Genomic DNA, 19,039 nt, shown 5'->3' with positions numbered 1-19,039 from the left:
GCGCGGTAGCTTCATCACCCTATTCCTCTGCACTGCCTGGATGCTCGCAAGCGCCCTGGCCGGCTCCATCACCCAATAACCAACTTGTCAGCGCCAGCCGCACGCATGGCGCGGGAGATTCGCATGTCCGAGATTCGCGTAGAGCTCGAGCAGCAGGCTGTCGGCCTGACGCCGGCAATCCTGGCCAAGGCCTTCTGGGCCATGGAGGACACCCAGCAGGCCAAGTTCTTCGATGAACTGGCCAAGGTGATCGAGGCCGATCACGTCAACAACCCCAGCTCCTACGGTTACGGCGAGCTGCAGTGGTGCTACCTCAAGGAGGTTCTGCGCCGGCCTGGCATGGAGCGCGCCAACAAGATGCACATGGCGCTGTCGGCGTTTGCCTACGACTTCTGGCCACGCAAGCCTGACGGCGCAAGGGAGGGCCTATGAACACAACACCCCGCCTGGCCGCCCAGCTCGACTGGAAGACGGTCGGATCGTTCTCGCCTGAGCGGTACCAGGGCGACGATCGCAAAGAGTACGAAGAAGAGGCCGCTCGCATTGAGCGGCAGTGGGACAACCAACCAAGCTGAGGTGCCGCATGGCAACCGTAACCCTGATCCTCGGCAAGTCCGGGGCCGGCAAGAGCGCATCGCTGCGCAATTTCAAGCCTGATGACGTGGCCTTGGTTCAGGTCATCAAGAAACCACTTCCCTTCCCCGGCTCAAAGGCATGGAAGTCGTACGTGACTGATAACTGGGTCAAGGTGATCGGCGCCTGCCGCCAGACCAAGCGCAAGGTGATCGTGATCGACGACTTCCAGTACATCCTGGCCAACGAGTTCATGCGCCGGAGCGAGGAGAAAGGGTTCGACAAGTTCACCGAGATCGGCCGGCACACCTGGAACATCTTCGAGGCACTGCTCGGTCTGCCCGATGACGTTCGCGTCTACATCCTCAGCCACACCGAGGAGACGGACGCCGGCCAGATCAAGATGAAGACCATCGGCAAGATGCTGGACGAGAAGATCACCTTGGAGGGCATGGTCACCATCGTCCTTCGATCGGTTGTCAGCGACGGCCAGCACCTGTTCAGCACCCGAAACAACGGGTCGGACACCACCAAGGCCCCAATGGGCATGTTCAACGAGGCGATGATCGATAACGACCTCGCCCTGGTCGATGCCGCGATCTGCGAGTACTACGACCTCACCAATACCAACCAGGCCGCATAGGAGCCTTCTGAATGTTCAACCTGGACGCAAATGCCGCGCGATCCGCGGACAACAAGTCAGCATTCATCGACGAGGCAGGCAAGTTTATTGGCGAGTTCCTGCGCGCCGAATACATGGAGAAGCAGGACACAGGTTCTACCGGTATCGGCTTCACCTTCAAGAGCCGCGACGGGGCTGAGGCGACCTTCTACCTCAACCTGACCTACCAGCACGGCACCCGAAACGAGGGCGGCTACGCCATGATGAACGCCATCATGGCCTGCCTGCAGCTGCGCACCGTAGGCGCACCGCAGCCAACTCAGTTCGAGAAATGGAACAACGACACCAAGCAGCGTGAGCAGGTAACCGCCCCTGGCTTCCCCGAGCTCCTGAAGAAGCCAATCGGCCTGCTCATCCAGATGGAGATCGAGAAGAGCAGCCAGACCGGCATGCCGCGACCGATCATTTACGCGCCATTTTTTTTTTTCAAGCAGAAGACGGCATACGAGATCCTCGACCCGCGTTGCACTACCCCAGCGAAGCTGGAAAAGATGGTCCAGCAGTTGATGAAGAAGCCAGTGCATGACCGTCGACCGAAGTCAGCGCAGGTATCCAGCGGATACGCCCAGCAAGACAACTACGACTACGGCGCACCGCCTGACTTCTCAGACGAAATCCCGTTCTGATTGCTCATGAGCAGCAGTCCAGCCCGCTGCTGCCACCCCTTCCTCTTCCGCGATGGACCTCATATGACCGCCTACATTTTCGACTCTGAAACCACCGGCCTGAACAACCCCGAGTTAGTTGAGGCCGCCTGGCTGCAGCTCGGTGCCGGCCTGGCCGTAACCGGCGAGTTCTTGCAGCGCTACAAGCCATCCAAGCCCATCGAACTTGGCGCCCTGGCAACCAGCCACATCCTGGACGAAGATCTGGTCGACTGCCCGCCGCATGATTCCTTCAAGCTGCCCGAGGACGCCACCTACCTGATCGGTCACAACGTCGATTACGACTGGGGGGTGATCGGCAAGCCGGATATCAAGCGCATCTGCACCAAGGCCCTAAGCTCAATGCTTTGGCCGGATGCTGACTCGCACACACAGTCAGCGATGATCTACCTGCACTACCGGGCGGAAGCGCCCGAACTGCTGAGAAACGCCCACGCCGCGCTGGACGACGTGAAGAACTGTCGTCGCCTCCTGGCTGCAATTTTCACCTCACTGAAGGCGCAGCTGGGGCGACCGGTGGCCAGCTGGGAAGAACTCTGGGAAATCTCCGAAGACGCTCGCATCCCGAAGGTCATCCGCTTCGGCAAGCATGCCGGCTCCAAGATCGAAGACATCCCGCGCGACTACAAGCGCTGGCTGCTCGGCCAGGCCGACATCGACCCATATCTGCGGAAAGCGCTGGAGAAGTAAGCCATGCCACTGGCAACCATCCTTGATCTGCTCCAGCGCCGGAAGGAACTGGAGCAGCACCTGCAGCTACTGTTCAACCGCAGCTGCCAATGGGGCCGCGCCGAACGTGTGCGCGGCGCCGCCACCATCGAGAACCTGACCCAGCAACTGGTCGAGGTCACCGAGCAGATCGAAACGGCGCGCGCCGCATGAGACGGATCAACCACCTGGTCCGCCAGCGCCGGCGACAAGAACAGTTCCACGTGCCGCCAAGCGGCCTCAAGGAGCACCGAAATGCAGAAAGCACCTTCTGGAGTGGTAACCCTGCCAGCCTGGATGAATCGGCCGGTCAAGAAGCTGTACAACACCCGCAGCGGCGGCCAGTACCGGCCTGATGATGTGGCCCTGGCCTTTGCCCTGAGTCTTCGAGTGCACGACAGCGCCGACCACCTGCGCAGGCTGGCCCGGCGCCTGGTCGACAAGGTCTGCCTGGAGCACCAGCCGAACATGAAGCGCCTGGCCCGCGAGCCGGACGATGCAGAGGTGTTTGCTGCCGCGCTCAAGGTCATCAACCGGGTGTGCGACCTGCTCGACATCGGGCCGGGCGCCACCTTTGTGCGCAATGGAGGCGATGATGGCTCTGACGCAGCAGCAGCGTGACGAAAAACGCCGCGCCAAGGCAGAGCGCCTGCAGGAAGAAGACCTGCGCTTGAAGGTTCGCCCAGGAACTAAACAGGCCCTGCTTGAGTTGATGGAGTGGGCCGGGATCGAGGAACAGGGCGAGGCGCTGACGCTGATGATTCATCACGTCGAAGCGCTCGGGCATCACGCGCTGTTCAGGATCGCGCGCCACGAAATAGAAGCTCACCGATCTGTGGCGCGGACTGAGCCGCTGAGGCTATCGGCCAGGAAGCGAACCGGCCAGCACCTGCGGGCGATCTGCGGCTGGGCAGACGCTACGTACAGCCAGATGATCGAGGCGCTGATCCACGGCATCCACGCCCTGGGCCGGCTTCACGCGGCGAAGTTTCTAACCCCGCCGCGTCATGAAATCAGCATCTCGCCACGCCTGGCCCTGGCCTTCGACCGGAAGAGCATGCTCATGCTCCAGCAAGACCCAGGCGACGAGGTATTTGCACCGACTATTCAGCGATCAGCGTGAGAATGATGGTTTCGGGTAACCCCAGCCCTGGCATCTGCTCTTTCGCATAGCCGTGAAAGGACCCGACCTCAGTATCCATCTCAAATTCACCTTCATTGAGTGGATCTCCTGAATGGTCGTAATTTCCGTCCGTAAGTGTGACCTTGAAAGTATTCAAATCAATTTGATCAGCATATAGCGGCTTACATGTGTGCTCATCATAGAGAGCTGTCCTAGCACCTGACCCGATAGACAGGCGCTTCACCCTTACCCTAGCCATCACTGCTCCTTGATCCGGCCCCATGCCGGTAACCCGTAATACCCCATCCCAAACCAAATTGCCACCATGCCGCCACCAGCACGGGGGGGCGGCGCATGCATGGAGAAAGCCATGAACGTCGAGACCTCGACCGTCACCAAGCTGCTGATCACCGGCGCCGAATGGCTAGACCCGATCAGCGTCTACCTCGAAGACTTCGAGCCCTGCAAGGGCAAGATCACCGTCAGCTGCTACGACAAGACCTGGCACGCCTACTGGGGCGGCATGTGGGATGGCCTGACCATCGGACAGTTCTTCTGCAAGCTGCACGACGCCTACATCATCGGCTACTTCGACCGGTCGCTGAGCTCTCGCCGGTTCAGTGCTGAAGCGCTGGCCGACAAAGCGCGGAAGGTAATCGTGCAAATGCGGCGTGACAGGGATCTGGATGCAGAAGACGCCCGGAGCCTGCTCGACGAGGCCGAGGATGTTCGCCACACCATCTCGCTCGATGAGTGCGGCGGCGCCCACCGCGAGTTCATGCACCGAGTGTTCGGTGATGACTGGTGGAACTTGCCGACCGACGCCATGGAGCGCAACCCTGACTGGGACTACCTCTGCCGCATCATCGCCGCAGTTCAGCAGGCCCTGGCCAAGCAGTTCCCGATCGCCGCCTGACCCTCTGGCGCTGCCCTATTAAATTAGCGGATCAGGTGATTTAGCGCTGCACATTTCAGCAGGCAAATTGTAAGAGTTTCCGATTCTGGGGTTGGACCGGGATGCTTCAAACTGCCTTTCCCTTCAACCATGGCTGCAGCGAAAGAAAGTGCACTCAGCAGATTAAATAACCGAAGATAATTTGCCGGTGTCGCGTAACCCTGAAAAAAGCCGTGGGAAATCCCATGCCGGTTCAACGTGAGATAATCAGGGGCAGAGTCAGTATGTAGATAAAGTTTCGACTTCAGATAGCTTGATATGCTTTCAAACATTTGAACACGCTCATGAAAACGATCAAGGAACGATACCGATATTTCGTTTCTTGGATACCAGTCATAACCCTCCATCATCATATCAATTTCTTTTTGTTGCAGCCGTTTAAACACTACACTCAGCGTTCTTATGCTTACGTCATTGCCTACATCCATTCCTGAGGCCAATCCAAGATGCCTAACGATACCCTCTATGCAAGGCAGTAAACCTACGATGGCAATATTATATAATCCCAGGCAGTATGCTTTTGATGACTCCACTAACTGGGAATGGAACTGATCAAAGGTTTTCCTTACAGACCAAACGCCTTCAATTAGCTCCGCCAGACCATCGGGTGGATAAATCTCTAAAAGCATGCGATCGCCGAGCTTAAGCTTGTCATCTTGGGTTACCGCACTATTTATTTCGGCCGCGTGCCTCCCCAGAGTTCGAAAAGTATAATAAGGCGGCACCACTATATCTGCTGAAGAAAATGCTTCGCGATGCCAAGCTAGCCCGGATGCCCTTGGAAGCTCAGAAAGATTTCTTGGAAAAAAAGCCGTCCCATCTAGAGTAGTCACTCTGTAACCGTGAATCGGCCAGAAGCCGTTTACCTCGGCCTCTTCAATTTTTATATAGTCCGTAGATTCTCTTTCAAGACACGCCTCTACTGATTTCAGGCCTCTACCTAGGGCCTGCGCTCTTCTGCATTTTTTGTAGGCTTTCGCAAAATCCATAACACCACCTCCATCCAGAGCGCGGACTATATCCGTGAGGACCCCCCATGCCCACAGAAAACCGATCCAGCAACACAGAGATGGTCAGCGTGCCGCCATACATTGGCCTGGAGCCGCTGGTTGGACGTTACTACCCCGCCCAATGCCGCCGTTGCGGCTGGGTTGGTAGCTCCGAAGAGTTGACCGAAGACGATGCGCAGTGCACACGCGACGTTGGTGACCGCCTGTGCCTCGGCGACTGCGATGAACTTGATCGCCATGATCTGCTGAACATCATTCAGGCCATGACCCAGCCAGCCCCGCAGCCCAACCCCGAGCCAATAGCCTGGATGGTTGGTACTGCCATCTGGTGGACCAAAGAAGAGGCAGAGAGGGATTCGGTGGCTACTGGACTGCCGATTGTTGGGCTGGGACCGATGGCAGGAGTCGCGCCTGCCGAGCAGCACCTAGGCGAGCCGGTAGGCGTGGAGGGCGCCACCTTCATGGGCGAACCCAATTTCCAACACTCAATTGAGTGGTACCGGGAGGGCATATCCAAGCACTGGAAGAAGATCTGCGATCTGCGTGCTGAGGTTGAGCGGCTGCGCGCTGCCTTGAAGTTCTACGCTGACCGGGAGCACTACCACTTTGAAAGCGGGAATTGGGACACAGTGAGCGGCGAGCCGCTGAACATCCTCTGGTGCGGCGACGACCCTGATTTCATCGAGGATGGCACCGTCGCACGCAACGCCCTATCCGCCAGCGCAGAGCCGAGCGCGCCGGTTGAGTGCGATGAGCGGGCGGATTTTGAAAGGCATGTAATCCTCACGACCGGACGCCCAATTGATTCAGAACTTAAGCGCCACCCAGTCCGTCATGATGAGTATGAATGCAGGACTATGCAAACTAGATGGAATGACTGGCAAGCCCGCGCCGCCCTGGATCGCAAGCCCTCCTGACCACTGGAGTACAAAAGTACTCCACTCAGCTGTAGCCCCTGTCCCCTCTATCTCGAGCAGGCGACTTTATCGAATTTCGGCTGGGTATCGGTGGCGATCCGGCGAGCCCGCCCCACTCCCCAGGCCAGCGCCCTGGTCATTGACTCGCCAGGTCGGGAATCGAAAGCCTCTTCGTGGATCGCCAACCCGTTTGGTGCATACACGCCAATGAACATCTGCGTGTTACCCGCTCGCGACAGGCGCACCTGAACATCAATGTGCGTTCCATCGCTGAGGGTTTCGTCGTGAGCACGGTGGTGAAGCGTTGGATCAGCCCACTCCCAGAAAACTTCACCGCGAATCCTCATGTCGGCCTCCTACGATTTTAGTTGTATGCCACGGGTGAACTCTCACCATAGCCAAAGCGAGGCGAGACGCAATCTCGGTATCGCAGCTTGAGAACTGAATCGGACCATCGGCCGATTTTCTTGTACCGAACCCAACCACTTGTACAACTCACTGCCGCGATATGGCGGCCAAGGCCATCCAATGGAAATCATACCGAGCGCGACGGGCCGGGGCTTTGCCCTGCTCGAGTTTTCTGACCTTTACGGGGCGCGCTGCAACGTCCAGCTCAGCAGCCTGGTCGAGCCCGAGGCTATCTGGCTGGGCGTCGAGGATGCCGAACCGAAGATCATGGCCAGCCAGGCGGCCGCCTTCGGCGTGGTCACCAAAGAAACGAACGGATGGGTGCCTTACCCAATCCCTGACCAGGTGCTGCTGACTACTCGCATGCACTTGAGCCGGGAACAGGTCGCGGCCTTGCTGCCGGTCCTTCAGAGATTTGCAGCAACCGGCGAGGTCCGCATATGAGTGAGTTCGTGAAGGTCACCGAAATTCCGGCCAGCGAGTTCCCGGCCTATCTGGAAGGGATGAACAAGCAGATGCGTGACTGGACCGACCAGGCCGCCCGGGGCGAATGCGGATGGACCTGCTCCGACTGCTGCCTTTCCGATCCGAAAGGCATGCCAGACGCCTGCTTCTACGGAAACGCCAAGTGCACCGAAATCATCCAACGCGACAAGCTGCGCGCTATGCGTGAGGGGAACGAGCCATCATGACCCGCCTCACCATCTGCCTCCTGCTGCTGGCCACCGGCGCCAGCGCGGAGCAGCTTACCCCGAGCATAGATGTGCTCCACGACGACAAGCGATCAGTTACCTGCTGGAAATATGCAGCAGGCAACGCCGGCGGACTCAGCTGCATACCTGACTGGATGTTGCGCGACCCGGACCAGGCCGGCAACCAGCGCCAGCTCTCCCCGCACGAAACCCAACCCGAACCTACACCCGCTATGGCGCCTGGGCGCTGGATTGATGAGAGGTATCAGCTGTGAAACTGACCGACAACCAACAGCGCGTCCTCGAAGCCTTGCGCGAGGTATCACGCGCCAACGTAGTGCGGTACCGGGAGAAAACACCGTACCTGTACGAGCAAGACTGCAAGAAGCTGGCTGCAGGCGATCAGGCCTGCGCCTTTGGACTTGGCGGGCTGAGCCGCGAGGTTGGCACTCGCCTCAACCTCGCGGCCGCTTCGGTGCTCAGCACTTTCAAGGCTCTGGAGCGAAAAGGTCTCGTCCTGCGCGAGGCCGGCTACCCGGAGTATCAGCGGCCACGTTACTGGTGGCCCGTCGGCCTCGCAGCAGAGATGGCAGCTCAACTGCTTCCAGTCGAGAAGGTGTCGCCATGACCGACCTGATCGAAGTGAGGGTATCCAACCTGATCGGCGCACCGCTGGATTGGGCGGTGGCAAAAGTGGAGAGCGTCGAGACAAGCTGGCGATATGGCCGCGAGTTGGTGCAAGTACACGATCGCGGCGGTATCAAGCTGATTGAAAGCATCCGCTCAATTTACTCGCCATCTGCTGACTGGAGTCAAGGCGGGCCGCTGGTAGATAAACATCACGGCGGCCTCCACTACGAAGCCCACCTGGCTGATGCAAACTTCCGCTACAGCTCTGGCCCGGGAAGGTCCGGGTTCTGGTGCTACGGCCCGACCGCGCTAATTGCCTTCTGCCGAGGCCTGGTCAAAGCCAAGCTCGGCGATACCGTCCAGGTGCCGAAGGAGCTGATGCCATGATCGCCCTCGCCTACATGGCCTACCTGATCTACAGGGGGCCGCGATGAGCGCAGCCGCCAAGGTGCTCGACCCCTGCAGCGCCAGCCGCATGATGTGGTTCGACAAGGAAGACCAGCGCGCCCTGTTCGGCGATATCCGCGACGAGCAGCACTTACTCTGCGACGGCAGGGTGTTGAAGGTAGAGCCCGATGTGCTGATGGACTTTCGCAGCCTACCCTTCGAGGATCAAACATTCCGCCTGGTGGTGTTCGACCCGCCGCACCTGACCCGGGCCGGCGTAGACAGCTGGATGCGGGCCAAGTATGGGCTGCTCACCAGCGACTGGCGGGAAGACATCCGCCAAGGCTTCGCCGAGTGCTTCCGCGTGCTGGAGCCCGAGGGAATCCTGATCTTCAAGTGGAATGAAACCCAGGTGCTGGTCAGCGAGCTGCTGGCCCTGACCGATGAGAAACCCCTGTTTGGCCACAAGTCCGGCAAGCGCGAAAAGACGCACTGGATCACCTTCATGAAACGCCCCGCAGCCTAACCCCTCCCCCTACTACTCAAGCCCGCCGACATGCGCGGGCGAGGATCCTGCATGCTCGAAAACATAGAGGTGGTGCGCATCAAGCGCTTCACCGCAAACACGGCTGGCCGCGATTTCGCTGTCGGCGACATCCATGGGCACTTCACCCGGCTGCAGGCTGCCTTGGACGCTGCCGGTTTCGATCCGGCAGTTGACCGGCTGTTCAGCGTCGGCGATCTGGTCGACCGTGGGCCCGAATGCCGATATGTACTGGCCTGGCTGGCCAAGCCATGGTTCCACCCGGTTCGGGGCAACCACGACGACTACGTCTGCCGGTTCGATACCTGCGACGTGGACAACTGGGTGTACAACGGCGGCGCCTGGTTCGCCGGCCTGGCCTGGGATGAGCAGCGAGAGTTCGCCGCTCAGTTCCGCGAGCTGCCGATCGCCATAGAGGTGGAGACGCCCGGCGGCCTGGTGGGTGTCGTGCACGCGGACTGCCCTTTCCCGTCCTGGGATCAGTTGCGGTCCGGTCTTGAAGCGCCCGAGACCGCCAAGCAGTTGCGACTGACGCAAAACACCTGCATGTGGTCGCGCAGCCGAATTCAGGATGGCGACAAGGAGGGCGTCCAAGGCTTGCGCGCCCTTGTATGTGGGCACACCCCGCTCCGGCAGCCGGCCGTGCTCGGCAATGTTTTCCACATCGACACCGCCGGCTGGATGGATGGCCATTTCACTCTTCTTGATCTGGCCACCCTCCAATGCACACCACCTATTAACCCGAAGATCACTCACGACTGGGACTGAGCCAGGAGCCATCCATGAACCTGATCGACTGCTACGTCACGAAGATCCTCGGCGAGCCGTACCGCAAGTTCGGCGCCTGGTGGGTCGACGTCGAATACAACGCCTGGGGCAGCACTAGCACTACCCGGCTCATGTTCCGCACCGAGGAAGCCGCACGCGCGGCGAAGGTCGGGCACCACTTCTTGGCCTGAGGACCACACATGACCACCCCATTCAAGGCCTACACCCTGGGCGAGGACTTCGCCGTCAGGGAGGTCACCATCGTGCGCAAAGGCCTGTTCTGCGTGGACAGCAAAGGCGTGAAGCACCCGAGGCCGAAGCTGTTCACCAGCGCCAAGGCAGCGCAAGCCAAAGCCAGGAAGTGGCTCGCTGACCGTGAGGCGCAGCTGTCCAGAGAGAACGAGCTGCACGAGCAGCGAAAAAAGATAGTCGCATCCTACTGATGCCGCCGCGTGCGGCAGGAGCCCTACATGGAACCAGAAATCATCCACATCCCCGAACTGGCCAAGCTCCTCGGCCGGTCCGAATCCGCCATCCGCAGCGCCCGGCAGGCCGGGGCATCCTGGCTGCCGCCGTTCTTCAAACAGGGCAGCCGGATCTGCTGGCGGGTCAGCACGGTGCGTCAGTTTTTGCAGGAGTGCGAGAGTGGGCTACACACGCCGGCACGGCCCGGTCGGAAGCGCCAGGCGCCGCCGACGCTCGCCAGCGTGCGTTAACCGAGCTTGTCAGCCAGGGTATCGGGGCACAGATGCGTATAGCGCTTGAGCATGCTCAAGGACTTGTGCCCCGTGATCGTGCTGACCTCCATCATGGACAGCCCTTTTTCAAAGAGCCTCGACGTACCTTCATGGCGAAGGTCGTGGAAGTGCAGGTCTTCAACGTTGGCCGCCCGGCAGGCTCGGGTGAAATACTGGCTCACCGAGTGCGGGACCAGGGAAAAGACTTTGCCATCCAGGCGCGCCGGCAGCGACTCAAGCAGGTTGCGCGCACGGACAGACAGCGGGACCAGTCGGCGGGTACCGTTCTTGGTGTCTTCCAGAATCACGTGCTTTGCTTTGACGTTCTCGCGACGGAGCGTCAGCAGTTCGCTGCGGCGCATCGCCGTCTCTACTGCAATACCGATGATCGCCGGCATCTCAGGGTGGATATCGCCTGCTGCCTTGATCACATCCTTCAGCTCCTGAGCAGTCGGCCGCCGATCGCGGGACTTCGCCCCCTTCGGCATCCTCAGCCGAGCCACCGGGTTGCTCAGCCCCTCAATACCCCAGTCCTTGATGGCCACTGTATAAAGGTGGCTGATCACCGCCAGGTCGAGCTTGACCGTCGCGGTGGACTTCCCTTCCTTGAGCTCATCATCCCTATATGCAGCCATATCGCTTGACCGGATCGCGGCCAGGCCCTTCTTCGCCAGCTTGTGCTTCTTCCACTTGGCGATGCGGGTCATCTCCTGCTTGGCGCCCTTCTTGGCCGAAGTCACCTCACGGGAGTAGCGGTCAAGGGCCTCTTCCAAGGTTGTGCTCTCCGCCTCGCGCATGTCGACGAACCTGGCGCGCGACATGTCGCCTTCGATCTCGGCCGCCCAGCGCTGGGCCTCGGCCTTGGTGTCAAAGGTCGCGGAGAGAGTCGGATATCCTTTTCGGCGGATCTTGGTCCGCCATGCCCCGTTGGGGCGCTGCTCGATAGTGGCCATGCACCGGATTTTGCCGGGGACCCGTGGGACATGCAATTTCTTCGAGTGTCCCAGGATTGTCCCAAATGGGTGGGGCCAGCAAAATCCGCAGGCATGAAAAAAGCCCCGCAACCTCAATGGCTGCGGGGCTTTCGAATGGTGGAGGCCGAGGTCGGAATCGAACCGGCGTAGACGGATTTGCAATCCGGAGCATAACCACTTTGCTACTCGGCCTCAAAGTTTGGATCTAGCCGCTTGCGCTTTGCTATCTCCTTGAAACACCGCACCTTTTTCAAGGTTTGCTGCGTTTCGATGGGCGCCATTATGTCTGCATTCCTCGCACCTTGCAACCCCCTGAACATAAAAAATATTCAAGGGGTTCAAGGTCTTAGCGCAAGCGGCCGAGTTTGCTCCACAACCCTACCACGGCGTTCTCCACGGTGCCGCTGGCAGCCATGCCGATGCGTTCCTGCAAACTCTTGCGCTCGGCGTAGTGCAGGTGGAACAGGTTGGCGTGACGTGCGCGGTCGCTGAGATACTCGTCGCTGGTCTGCAGTTCGTCCACCAGCTTGCGGTTCAGCGCGGCTACGCCCAGCCAGACCTCGCCGGTGGCCACTTCGTCGATGTGCAACTGCGGGCGGTAGCGGGCAACGAAGTCCTTGAACAACTGGTGAGTGATGTCCAGGTCTTCCTGAAACTTCTCCCGGCCCTTCTCGGTGTTTTCGCCAAAGACCGTCAAGGTGCGCTTGTACTCGCCGGCGGTCAGAACCTCGAAATCGATGTCGTGCTTCTTCAGCAGGCGGTTGACGTTGGGCAATTGCGCCACCACGCCGATCGAACCCAGTACCGCAAAAGGTGCGCTGACGATCTTCTCGCCAATACAAGCCATCATGTAACCGCCACTGGCGGCCACTTTGTCAATGCACACCGTCAGCGGGATGCCTGCCTGGCGGATCCGCGCCAACTGCGAGGCCGCCAGGCCGTAGCTGTGCACCAGGCCTCCACCGCTTTCCAGGCGCAGTACCACTTCGTCACGCGGGGTAGCGAGGGTGAGCAGCGCGGTGATCTCGTTGCGCAGGCTTTCGGTGGCAGAGGCCTTGATGTCGCCATCGAAGTCGAGCACGAACACCCGGCCCTTCTCTTCAGCCTTGCCCTTCTTCTGTTGTTTTTCCGTCTTGGCCTGCTGCTTGCGCAGGGCCTTGAGCTGGGCCTTGTCGAGCAGGCCCGACTCCAGGCGCTCGCGCAATTCCTTATAGAACTCGTTCAGACGGGTGACCTGCAATTGCCCGCCAGCCTTGCGCCGCCCCTTGCCGCGCAAACCGGCAATAGCAGACAGCACCACCAGAATGGCAATGACCAGGGTGGCGGTTTTAGCGAGAAAGCTTGCGTATTCGGCAAGAAACTCCACGTTGACTCCTTATGAACCAGCGCCTTCACAGCGCGAAACTGATGCAAGCATACCGGGGCGCCCGAGGCGCTGCCAGCGACGGTAAATGCTGGCAACACAGTTCAAACAACCTTTTCAAACGCTTGTATGTTTTTTCGTTGACAGCCTGTGTGGCGCAACCTAACCTCGCAGCAACCTTCAAGCCGGATACCTTTGTGGGCAACCTCTACCTGATCCGACATGGCCAAGCCTCTTTTGGTGCCGACGACTATGACGTTCTGTCGCCGGTAGGCGTTCGGCAAAGCCAGGCACTGGGCGAACACCTGGCCCAGCTTGGCGTGCGCCTGGACCGTTGCGTGGCGGGTGACCTGCGCCGCCAGCAAGACACCGCCCGGCTTGCGCTGCAAGCATTGCACGCTGGCGGCTGCGCCGTCCCCCTCATCGACACCGACCCGGCATTCAATGAGTTCGATGCCGATGGTGTGATCCGGGCGCTGCTGCCTGGGTTGTTGGCCGATGAGCCGAACGCCCGGCATATCCTGCGTAACGGTGCCCAGCACCGCAGCGAGTTCCAGCGCCTGTTCGCCCTGATGGTGCAACGCTGGTACGACTGCGACCATGCCGACGACGGCCTGGAAACCTGGCAAGCGTTCACGGCCCGCGTGCAAACTGGCCTGCAGCGGTTGCTGGAGAATGCCGGCAGTGGCGACAACATTGCCGTGTTCACCTCCGGCGGCACCATCGCCGCCCTGCTTCACCTGGTTACCGGTATTACCCCCAGCCAAGCCTTCGCGCTGAACTGGCAGATCATCAACACGTCGCTCAGCCAGCTGAAGTTCCGCGGCCGCGACGTGGCACTGGCTTCCTTCAACAGCCAAGCCCATGTGCAGCTGTTGAAGGTGCCGGAGCTCATCACCTATCGATGACTCCGGCCTGTTGTGTCCCTGCGGGGACGTGAATATCACTCTATAAGGAATGCGCCATGACCTCCGTAGCTGATGCCGTGAAAAAGATGCAAGAGAAGTTCAACCCGTCTGCAGCCGAAGGCCTGGACCTGGTGTTCGGCTTCAACATCACCGACGAAGACAAACACTACGCGCTGATCGTCAAGGATGGCACCTGCAACCTGCAGGAAGGCGAGAACCCGGATGCCAACTGCACCCTGGTAATGGACAGCGAAACCCTCAAGGGCATTGTCAGCGGTGAAACCGACGGCATGCAGGCTTTCATGGGCGGCAAGCTGCGCGTCGAAGGCGACATGATGCTGTCGATGAAACTCAGCGAGCTGTTCCCTTCCTGAGGGATGCGCACACCGAGCGCCTTAAAAACCGAAGCCTGACCGGCTTCGGTTTTTTTTTGCCTGGCGCGCTTGCATGGTATGCCGCCGCCCGATCAAAGCGATTGATCGACCGGCAACACCCATACCTATTTGACAGCTGGCACGCTTGTTCCAAACCGCTCGTGCCATTAGATTAGCCAATAGTCCTTGCGCTCGATAATAAGGAAAACGCATGACGCTCACCGACCAGTCCACCCAGGTACGCCCCGGCGAAGAACTCGACGCGGCCGTCATCGACCCTTTTCTGAAGGCCAACATCGCGGGCCTCGAAGGCACGCCACGCATCAGCCAGTTCCCCGGCGGCGCGTCCAACCTTACCTACCTGGTCGTTTATCCCGGGCGTGAGTTCGTGCTGCGTCGCCCGCCGTTCGGCCAGAAAGCCAAGTCGGCCCATGACATGGGCCGCGAGTTTCGAATTCTCAACCAGCTCAACAACGGTTTCCCGTTCTGCCCCAAGGCCTATGTGCATTGCACCGACGAGTCGCTGATCGGCGGCGAGTTCTACGTGATGGAACGGGTCAAGGGCATTATCCTGCGTTCGGACATCCCCGCCGAGCTGAACCTGGATGCCACCCGCACCGAAGCCTTGTGCAAGAGCTTCATCGACCGCTTGGTAGACCTGCACCAGGTCGACTACAACGCCTGCGGCCTGGCCGACCTGGGTAAGCCCGAAGGCTATGTGCAACGCCAGATCGAAGGCTGGACCAGCCGCTACGAAAAGGCTCTGACCCCTGACGCACCGCGCTGGGAGCAGGTGATTGCCTGGCTGCGCGAGAAAATGCCCAGCGACCATCCGCGCCCCGGCATCGTGCACAACGACTACCGCTTCGACAACGTCATCCTCGATGCCGACAACCCTATGCGCATCATTGGCGTGCTCGACTGGGAAATGGCCACCCTCGGTGACCCGCTGATGGACCTGGGTAATAGCCTGGCCTACTGGATCGAGGCGAGTGACCCGGCACCGGTGCAACTCATGCGTCGCCAACCCAGCAACGCCCCCGGCATGCTCACCCGCCGCCAATTCGTCGACTACTATGCCGAGCGCGCCGGCATCAGCCTCGACAATTTCGATTACTACTACTGCTATGGCCTGTTCCGGTTGGCCGGGATCGTCCAGCAGATCTACTACCGCTTCTACCACAAGCAGACCCAGGACAAGCGCTTCGCCCAGTTCATCCACATGAACCGGCTGCTGGAGCACATGAGCTTGCAAGTGATCGCCAAGTCCACGCTCTGACGACCGACAACAAGGAAAACAGCATGTCCAAGACCCACCTGTTCGACCTCGACGGCAAGATCGCTTTCGTCTCCGGCGCCAGCCGTGGCATCGGCGAGGCCATCGCCCACCTGCTGGCCCAGCAGGGTGCCCATGTGATCGTCTCCAGCCGTAAACTCGATGGCTGCCAGCCGGTCGCCGATGCGATCGTCGCCGCTGGCGGCAAAGCCACCGCGGTGGCCTGCCACATTGGCGAGCTGGAGCAGATCCAGCAGGTGTTCACCAGCATCCGCGAACAGTTCGGGCGTCTGGATATCCTGGTCAACAATGCCGCGACCAACCCTCAGTTCTGCAACGTGCTGGACACCGATGTGAGCGCATTCCAGAAGACCGTCGATGTCAATATCCGCGGCTACTTCTTCATGTCAGTGGAGGCCGGCAAGCTGATGCGCGAAAACGGCGCTGGCAGCATTATCAATGTGGCGTCGATCAATGCCGTATCGCCGGGCCACTTCCAGGGCATCTACTCGATGACCAAGGCAGCGGTAGTCAACATGACCAAGGTCTTCGCCAAGGAATGCGCGCAGTTCGGCATCCGCTGCAACGCCCTGCTGCCAGGCCTGACCGACACCAGGTTCGCCTCGGCGCTGGTAAAAAACGACACCATCCTCAATGCCGCGCTGCAGCAGATCCCACTTAAGCGCGTAGCCGACCCGAAGGAGATGGCCGGCGCCGTGTTGTACCTGGCCAGCGCGGCCTCCAGCTACACCACCGGCACCGCGCTCAATGTAGACGGCGGCTACCTGTCCTGATCCCGCGTTGATCGCCTGTAGGGCATAGCGCTAAGGCGAGTGGCGCTGCTGCCACGCGCCGCCAGCGCCGTTGCCCTGGTGGCGCCTCCCGCGCAGCTTGGGTTACAGGCAGGTCGCTGCCGCCGCCCGGCGCTGCAATGCCACGCCATCGTTCTTCTGCGCGTAGTAATCCACCCGCGTACCGTCGGCTTGTGGGTAGACATCCACGAACGACTCCGCTTCACGGGTATAGACAGTCAGCCCGCCCTGCTTGCGCGGCTCCAGATAACCACTGGCATCCTCGCCGAACACGTCCTCTTTCTGCCAACTGAACTGGATACATTGGGCCACCAGCTCGGGCGCTTTCTGCGAGGCGAGTTGAGCGGTCGGCTTGCCACCACGTGCCGTGTCCATGGCCGCTGATGCACAGCCACCCAGCGCTGCCACAGCCAACACCAACAATACCTTGCGCATGCCCTTCCCCACTCAAAAAACAGCGACTCTAGCACCGTGGCGCCTCCAGCGTCAGCACTGGCGCCCGATCGCCTGCAGCGTGCGCAGCACCAACGTCAACCCTCGGCGGGTATCGGGGTCTTGCAGCAAGCGAAGCAAGGCCAGCGTGCCGAGCGCGGACGCGTCTTGCTCGCCCTGGCGCTTGGCGCTTCGCACGGCATTGCCGACCACCCAATTGAGCGCCGTGAACTCCTCGAACTGCACCGCGAGCTTTTCCACCAGCGCAGCATCGACCATGTCCACTAGGTCTGCCCCTAGCGATAACACATCAACGATATTGTTCAGCCGGCCGCCATCAAGCAGCGGCTGCAGCTTGTCCAGCAGGGCTTGCAGCCCCGGATTGCCGACCGAGGCTGGGTTCGTTTCAACGGTATTCATGGCATTGCTCTCCATCGCTCACAACATTCCTCGGGCCACGGCCCAGTACAAACCGCGGTTGAAACCATTGCGCAGCAGGCCACCCAGTTTGGTCGGCGGCGTTGGCAATACATCGCGGGTGTAGTCGTAAGTCAGCGGCATGCCCGCATCCAGGCCCATCTGCGCCACGGCCTGAACCTTGCCGTCGTAGACGGCGCAAGGGGCGCCAAGGCGAATCTCACCCGCGATGTTGTTGGCGATCACCGGTGCCTGGTTATGGCAACTGCCCCCCGCCTTACTCACCGGCAGGTCGACGGTATCGCCGATGACATAGACCCGCTCCAGGCCATACACCTGCAAGGTCTCATGATTGGTCGGCAGCCAGCCTTCATCATTGGCCGACTGCGATACGCCACTGGCCAGCACGGCATCCACCGCACGGATGGGCGGTGTGGCCATGAGAATGTCGAACGGCTGCGCCTGGCCTTCTTTTGAATAGGCCACCCGTGCATCCGGGTCGACCCGGTCAAGGGTGAACCCCCGCTGGTGCTGGATTGCGCGTTGGCTGAAAATCGTCGGCAGCACCTCACCCGTCGGCCGCTGCAGAAACAGGCAGTTGCGCAGCAGTTGCGCCGTGGTGGGGTACGTATAGATGATCTCGACCTTGTCGCGCACCCCACGGCGGCGCAGCAAATCATCCAGCATCAGCGTGGTTTCCACCGGGGCGATGCCACATTGGTGCGGTACGTTGGGGGTTTGCGGGAAAGACACCGTGATGAAGATGCGCCCCTGCTTGATGGTCGTCAGACGCTGGGCCAGTTGCCGAGCGGCAGCATACTGGTAGAAGTGATCGCCCGCCTCGGGCAAGCCTTCGATGCGCTCCGGCGCGGGTACACAGCCTGTGGCGATGACCAGGAAGTCATAGCTCACGCGTTTGCCGGAGGCCGTGTGCAGGCACTGCCCGGGGAAATCGAAACGGTCCACCTTCTCTACGCGGAAGTCGATCTCCGGGCGCAGCAAGGAGCGCTCGGGGCGCTTGAGCTCCTGCTCGAAAAAACTGTCGAAGGCCACATACATGAAGGCGGGCTTGTAGAAGTGGTCTGGCGAATCGGACAGCAACGTGATGCGCACCTTGCCACTGCCCAGTTCCGGATACAGCTTTCGCACCAGCTGGTTGGCCAACATCGTGCCGCCAACGCCGCCACCCACGATGACAATATGATGCTGAGTTGACATGTTTACCGCCTCCTTGCGAACTGTCATGCAAACTCAAAGCATTACACAGAATCGATATATAGGAAGATCGATTGGCTATAAGCCCAGCACCCTTGGCCAATTAATTTGAATGCTCGCGCCGATCGATAGTCCTACACAACGAACCCCTTCGTTGGAGCTACTGATGAAAAAACGCCCGCTGGTAACCGCCCTGGCCTTTGCTGCCCTCCTCAGCCCGACGCTCCCTGTGCTGGCGGCCGAATCATCGCAAGACAGCGTGACCGCCCCACAAACCCACAACCGCGAACTGACGGTGGGGGACAAGGCGCCCGACCAGTACAAACGTGAGGATGCAGCGGTCAAGGATTGGAAAGCCCGGGGCTTGCCAGCCCCTGAAAAGGAGAGCCACTGGGTGCGCATGGGCGATCATTATGTGATGGTGCAGATCACCAACGGTGTGGTGCTGGCCATTCACCCGGCGTCGTGA

At 60.2% G+C, this 19,039-nt stretch carries 32 protein-coding genes and 1 tRNA gene; 24 read left to right on the top strand and 9 right to left on the bottom strand.

Features of this window, described 5'->3' with window-relative positions; all coding sequences use genetic code 11:
* Positions 1-123: 123 nt before the first annotated feature.
* The 7 genes from L6D80_RS12320 (at position 124) to L6D80_RS12285 (ending at position 3,751) form a co-directional block, all read left to right on the top strand.
* A complete protein-coding gene (locus tag L6D80_RS12320) occupies positions 124-432 on the top strand; it encodes a hypothetical protein (RefSeq protein WP_023661614.1) in 309 nt (102 codons plus the stop codon).
* Positions 429-575, top strand: coding sequence for a hypothetical protein (locus L6D80_RS12315; RefSeq protein WP_176516910.1), 147 nt, complete (start codon positions 429-431; stop codon positions 573-575). Before L6D80_RS12320 ends, L6D80_RS12315 begins: the two co-directional genes overlap by 4 nt.
* An 8-nt stretch (positions 576-583) precedes the next feature.
* Complete coding sequence (locus L6D80_RS12310; protein WP_176516972.1) at positions 584-1,216, top strand: DEAD/DEAH box helicase family protein; 633 nt, start codon at positions 584-586, stop codon at positions 1,214-1,216.
* Positions 1,217-1,944: 728 nt separating this feature from the next.
* The gene (locus L6D80_RS12300) at positions 1,945-2,610 is read left to right on the top strand and encodes a 3'-5' exonuclease (RefSeq protein ID WP_176515988.1); all 666 of its coding nucleotides are present in this window, start codon (positions 1,945-1,947) and stop codon (positions 2,608-2,610) included.
* Positions 2,611-2,613: 3 nt separating this feature from the next.
* The gene (locus L6D80_RS12295; protein ID WP_004573813.1) at positions 2,614-2,802 is read left to right on the top strand and encodes a hypothetical protein; all 189 of its coding nucleotides are present in this window, start codon (positions 2,614-2,616) and stop codon (positions 2,800-2,802) included.
* A gap of 81 nt (positions 2,803-2,883) precedes the next feature.
* Positions 2,884-3,249, top strand: coding sequence for a DUF7740 domain-containing protein (locus tag L6D80_RS12290; RefSeq protein ID WP_176515985.1), 366 nt, complete (start codon positions 2,884-2,886; stop codon positions 3,247-3,249).
* Entirely contained in the window at positions 3,224-3,751 is a 528-nt protein-coding gene (locus L6D80_RS12285; protein ID WP_176515983.1) for a hypothetical protein, read from the top strand. Before L6D80_RS12290 ends, L6D80_RS12285 begins: the two co-directional genes overlap by 26 nt.
* Here the strand turns inward: L6D80_RS12285 and L6D80_RS12280 are convergent.
* Positions 3,732-4,010: a hypothetical protein gene (locus L6D80_RS12280; protein WP_176515981.1), complete on the bottom strand. Its 279-nt coding sequence runs from the start codon at positions 4,008-4,010 to the stop codon at positions 3,732-3,734. The two genes, L6D80_RS12285 and L6D80_RS12280, sit on opposite strands and share 20 nt — an antisense overlap.
* 111 nt (positions 4,011-4,121) lie before the next feature.
* Here L6D80_RS12280 and L6D80_RS12275 point away from each other — a divergent pair, with 111 nt between their 5' ends.
* Positions 4,122-4,667, top strand: coding sequence for a phiTE_072 family protein (locus L6D80_RS12275; protein WP_176515979.1), 546 nt, complete (start codon positions 4,122-4,124; stop codon positions 4,665-4,667).
* A 23-nt stretch (positions 4,668-4,690) separates the two neighbouring features.
* On the opposite strand, the gene L6D80_RS12270 is transcribed toward L6D80_RS12275, so the two are convergent.
* The gene (locus L6D80_RS12270; protein ID WP_176515977.1) at positions 4,691-5,695 is read right to left on the bottom strand and encodes a hypothetical protein; all 1,005 of its coding nucleotides are present in this window, start codon (positions 5,693-5,695) and stop codon (positions 4,691-4,693) included.
* 47 nt (positions 5,696-5,742) lie between these two features.
* Here L6D80_RS12270 and L6D80_RS12265 point away from each other — a divergent pair, with 47 nt between their 5' ends.
* Positions 5,743-6,633 (top strand): hypothetical protein, encoded by an 891-nt coding sequence (locus L6D80_RS12265; protein WP_176515957.1) that lies wholly within the window; start codon positions 5,743-5,745, stop codon positions 6,631-6,633.
* Positions 6,634-6,680: 47 nt separating this feature from the next.
* On the opposite strand, the gene L6D80_RS12260 is transcribed toward L6D80_RS12265, so the two are convergent.
* A complete protein-coding gene (locus L6D80_RS12260; protein ID WP_176515975.1) occupies positions 6,681-6,980 on the bottom strand; it encodes a hypothetical protein in 300 nt (99 codons plus the stop codon).
* Between the two features lie 181 nt (positions 6,981-7,161).
* Between L6D80_RS12260 and L6D80_RS12255 the strand changes: the two genes are divergently transcribed.
* From L6D80_RS12255 to L6D80_RS12210, 10 genes are read left to right on the top strand one after another with little or no spacing between them, the layout of a single operon-like run.
* Positions 7,162-7,485, top strand: a complete 324-nt coding sequence (locus tag L6D80_RS12255; protein ID WP_176515974.1) for a hypothetical protein — start codon at positions 7,162-7,164, stop codon at positions 7,483-7,485.
* Complete coding sequence (locus tag L6D80_RS12250) at positions 7,482-7,733, top strand: tumor necrosis factor receptor family protein (protein ID WP_176515972.1); 252 nt, start codon at positions 7,482-7,484, stop codon at positions 7,731-7,733. Before L6D80_RS12255 ends, L6D80_RS12250 begins: the two co-directional genes overlap by 4 nt.
* Complete coding sequence (locus tag L6D80_RS12245) at positions 7,730-8,008, top strand: hypothetical protein (RefSeq protein ID WP_176515970.1); 279 nt, start codon at positions 7,730-7,732, stop codon at positions 8,006-8,008. The genes L6D80_RS12250 and L6D80_RS12245 overlap by 4 nt, the downstream gene beginning before the upstream one ends.
* Entirely contained in the window at positions 8,005-8,361 is a 357-nt protein-coding gene (locus L6D80_RS12240) for a hypothetical protein (protein WP_176515968.1), read from the top strand. The genes L6D80_RS12245 and L6D80_RS12240 overlap by 4 nt, the downstream gene beginning before the upstream one ends.
* Positions 8,358-8,750: a phage protein NinX family protein gene (locus tag L6D80_RS12235; protein ID WP_176515966.1), complete on the top strand. Its 393-nt coding sequence runs from the start codon at positions 8,358-8,360 to the stop codon at positions 8,748-8,750. Before L6D80_RS12240 ends, L6D80_RS12235 begins: the two co-directional genes overlap by 4 nt.
* A gap of 43 nt (positions 8,751-8,793) precedes the next feature.
* A complete protein-coding gene (locus tag L6D80_RS12230; RefSeq protein WP_176515964.1) occupies positions 8,794-9,276 on the top strand; it encodes a class I SAM-dependent methyltransferase in 483 nt (160 codons plus the stop codon).
* Positions 9,277-9,327: 51 nt separating this feature from the next.
* Positions 9,328-10,062, top strand: a complete 735-nt coding sequence (locus tag L6D80_RS12225; RefSeq protein ID WP_176515962.1) for a metallophosphoesterase — start codon at positions 9,328-9,330, stop codon at positions 10,060-10,062.
* Between the two features lie 14 nt (positions 10,063-10,076).
* Complete coding sequence (locus L6D80_RS12220; protein ID WP_176515960.1) at positions 10,077-10,253, top strand: hypothetical protein; 177 nt, start codon at positions 10,077-10,079, stop codon at positions 10,251-10,253.
* Positions 10,254-10,262: 9 nt separating this feature from the next.
* The gene (locus L6D80_RS12215; RefSeq protein ID WP_176515958.1) at positions 10,263-10,505 is read left to right on the top strand and encodes a hypothetical protein; all 243 of its coding nucleotides are present in this window, start codon (positions 10,263-10,265) and stop codon (positions 10,503-10,505) included.
* A 27-nt stretch (positions 10,506-10,532) separates the two neighbouring features.
* Complete coding sequence (locus L6D80_RS12210; protein WP_071984552.1) at positions 10,533-10,778, top strand: helix-turn-helix transcriptional regulator; 246 nt, start codon at positions 10,533-10,535, stop codon at positions 10,776-10,778.
* On the opposite strand, the gene L6D80_RS12205 is transcribed toward L6D80_RS12210, so the two are convergent.
* The 3 genes from L6D80_RS12205 to sohB form a co-directional block, all read right to left on the bottom strand.
* Positions 10,775-11,752, bottom strand: coding sequence for a site-specific integrase (locus L6D80_RS12205; RefSeq protein WP_236183045.1), 978 nt, complete (start codon positions 11,750-11,752; stop codon positions 10,775-10,777). The two genes, L6D80_RS12210 and L6D80_RS12205, sit on opposite strands and share 4 nt — an antisense overlap.
* 139 nt (positions 11,753-11,891) lie before the next feature.
* A tRNA-Cys gene (locus tag L6D80_RS12200) sits at positions 11,892-11,965 on the bottom strand.
* Positions 11,966-12,119: 154 nt separating this feature from the next.
* Positions 12,120-13,139: a protease SohB gene (gene sohB, locus L6D80_RS12195; RefSeq protein ID WP_054903678.1), complete on the bottom strand. Its 1,020-nt coding sequence runs from the start codon at positions 13,137-13,139 to the stop codon at positions 12,120-12,122.
* Positions 13,140-13,333: 194 nt separating this feature from the next.
* Between sohB and L6D80_RS12190 the strand changes: the two genes are divergently transcribed.
* The 4 genes from L6D80_RS12190 to L6D80_RS12175 all read left to right on the top strand — a co-directional run bounded on the left by L6D80_RS12190 (position 13,334) and on the right by L6D80_RS12175 (position 16,488).
* On the top strand, positions 13,334-14,044 hold the full coding sequence (locus tag L6D80_RS12190) for a histidine phosphatase family protein (RefSeq protein WP_176513586.1): 711 nt from the start codon (positions 13,334-13,336) through the stop codon (positions 14,042-14,044).
* Between the two features lie 56 nt (positions 14,045-14,100).
* A complete protein-coding gene (locus L6D80_RS12185) occupies positions 14,101-14,418 on the top strand; it encodes an SCP2 sterol-binding domain-containing protein (protein ID WP_012315059.1) in 318 nt (105 codons plus the stop codon).
* 211 nt (positions 14,419-14,629) lie between these two features.
* Complete coding sequence (locus tag L6D80_RS12180; RefSeq protein WP_176513589.1) at positions 14,630-15,697, top strand: phosphotransferase family protein; 1,068 nt, start codon at positions 14,630-14,632, stop codon at positions 15,695-15,697.
* A 23-nt stretch (positions 15,698-15,720) separates the two neighbouring features.
* Positions 15,721-16,488 (top strand): SDR family oxidoreductase, encoded by a 768-nt coding sequence (locus L6D80_RS12175; protein ID WP_176513591.1) that lies wholly within the window; start codon positions 15,721-15,723, stop codon positions 16,486-16,488.
* A 102-nt stretch (positions 16,489-16,590) separates the two neighbouring features.
* Here L6D80_RS12175 and L6D80_RS12170 read toward each other — a convergent pair whose 3' ends face one another.
* From L6D80_RS12170 to L6D80_RS12160, 3 genes are read right to left on the bottom strand one after another with little or no spacing between them, the layout of a single operon-like run.
* The gene (locus L6D80_RS12170; RefSeq protein ID WP_176513593.1) at positions 16,591-16,941 is read right to left on the bottom strand and encodes a hypothetical protein; all 351 of its coding nucleotides are present in this window, start codon (positions 16,939-16,941) and stop codon (positions 16,591-16,593) included.
* A gap of 51 nt (positions 16,942-16,992) precedes the next feature.
* Positions 16,993-17,358, bottom strand: coding sequence for a DUF1641 domain-containing protein (locus L6D80_RS12165; protein WP_054903487.1), 366 nt, complete (start codon positions 17,356-17,358; stop codon positions 16,993-16,995).
* An 18-nt stretch (positions 17,359-17,376) separates the two neighbouring features.
* The gene (locus L6D80_RS12160; protein ID WP_176513595.1) at positions 17,377-18,573 is read right to left on the bottom strand and encodes an NAD(P)/FAD-dependent oxidoreductase; all 1,197 of its coding nucleotides are present in this window, start codon (positions 18,571-18,573) and stop codon (positions 17,377-17,379) included.
* Between the two features lie 163 nt (positions 18,574-18,736).
* On the opposite strand from L6D80_RS12160, the gene L6D80_RS12155 reads away from it, so the two are divergent.
* Positions 18,737-19,039 (top strand): RcnB family protein, encoded by a 303-nt coding sequence (locus tag L6D80_RS12155; protein ID WP_176513597.1) that lies wholly within the window; start codon positions 18,737-18,739, stop codon positions 19,037-19,039.

The sequence above is a fragment of the Pseudomonas ceruminis genome (assembly GCF_021602025.1).
GTDB lineage: Bacteria > Pseudomonadota > Gammaproteobacteria > Pseudomonadales > Pseudomonadaceae > Aquipseudomonas > Aquipseudomonas ceruminis.
This window is presented reverse-complemented; position numbering and strand designations above follow the sequence as displayed.